A 1628-nucleotide genomic window follows, 5' to 3' on the forward strand; every position below is an offset into this window, starting at 1 on the left:
GCGTCGGATCGCGGCGATCCTTGATCACGCTGATGCACTCCGCAGCAAGCGGCGTGAGGCCCTCACCCAGCTAGACGAGCTGACCCAGTCGATCTTCATCGCCATGTTCGAGGATCAGAGTGCATACCCCGTCGCGCCGCTGTCCGACCTGGCGGACGTTTCGTCAGGTCTTACCAAGGGACGAAAACTGCGGGGCGCAGCCACGAGGGAAGTTCCTTACATGGCAGTGCTCAATGTCCAAGATAAGGCACTCAATCTGTCAACGGTTAAAACAATCGAAGCCACAGAGGCAGAAATCAACAGATATCGCCTCCAGTACGAAGATCTACTACTCACCGAGGGCGGCGATCCCGACAAACTTGGGCGCGGCACGCTTTGGCGAGGAGAAATCGCCGAGGCCATCCACCAGAACCACATATTCAGGGTCCGGATTCATTCCGAAAATCTCAATGCGACCTATCTGAACTGGACAATTGGAAGTCGAACAGGAAAGGCGTACTTCCTAAAATCCGCAAAGCAAACCACCGGAATCGCATCGATCAACAGCACACAACTCAAGAGCTTCCCAGTACCTCTTCCTCCTATTGCGCAGCAGAAGGAGTTCGCCGAAAAGACGCTCCGGGTCGAGGAAGCGAAGACCCTTCATCGTGCCGCACTCTCTGGGCTCGATTCCCTCTTCGCTTCTTTACAGTCGCGAGCATTCCGTGGTGAGCTGTGACGGCATCGGGTCCGGTCTCTGAGATGCCGGTCTGGTACGGGTTTCTCACCCCGGTGCTGGAAGTACTCAGCGACGGTGGAATATGGCGGAAGCGAAATCTGCATGATGCAGTCTCCAAACACGTTGGGCTGACTCAGGACCAACGGGAAGAGTTGCTGCCCTCCGGGCAGCGTCGTGCCGACAACCGGATTGGCTGGGCGTTGAGCGGGCTCAATCGTGCGGAGTTGGTGTCGAAACCAGCGCGGGCGACGTTCACTATTACGGAGGCTGGCCGGGCCATCCTTGCTTCTCATCCGGACGGTGTGGACGAGAAGACTCTCAAGAGCCTCCCCGCGTACCAGGACTACGTGCCGACGAAGACCGCTTCAGCGGCTGTAGTCGACGCCGAGGTCGAGACCAATGCTGATCCGCTTGAGCAGATCGAGTCCGGCGTGGCGCGCTTGCATGGTGATGTGGCAGCGGATCTGCTCAAGCGCCTGCGTGAGCAGCACCCCGACTTTCTGGAGCACTCGGTGCTCGATGTGCTGGTGGCGATGGGGTACGGCGGTGCTGAGCGGCAGGCTTCCCGGATCGGAGGGTCGGGGGATGGCGGGGTAGACGGTGTGATCGACCAAGACCCCTTGGGTCTCGACCGGATCTATGTCCAGGCCAAGCGGTATGCGCAGGACAACACCGTTGGCCGGCCGGAGATTCAGGCCTTCGTGGGTGCCTTGCACGGTGTCGGTGCCGCGCGTGGCATCTTCATCACCACCAGCCAGTTCTCCCAGGGCGCGCGGGAGTACGCGGGCAACATCGCCACCCGGGTGATCCTGATCGACGGAGCGCGGCTGGCGTCGCTGATGATCAAGTACGGCATCGGCGTACAGAAACGGGAAGTATTCACCGTCGTCGAGGTCGACGAGGACTACTT

The 1628-nt window shown here is 59.8% G+C and carries 2 protein-coding genes; both read left to right on the forward strand.

The features are described 5' to 3' along the window. Positions 1-718: restriction endonuclease subunit S (locus tag WAW17_RS05700; RefSeq protein ID WP_422332036.1), on the forward strand; the 718-nt coding region annotated here is incomplete at its 5' end. Positions 719-741: 23 nt separating this feature from the next. Further along, the coding region (locus WAW17_RS05705; protein WP_422332037.1) for a restriction endonuclease at positions 742-1628 on the forward strand (887 nt) is incomplete at its 3' end.

It is taken from the genome of Rhodococcus sp. (in: high G+C Gram-positive bacteria), from assembly GCF_049286785.1.
Taxonomy (GTDB): Bacteria; Actinomycetota; Actinomycetes; order Mycobacteriales; family Mycobacteriaceae; genus Rhodococcus_F.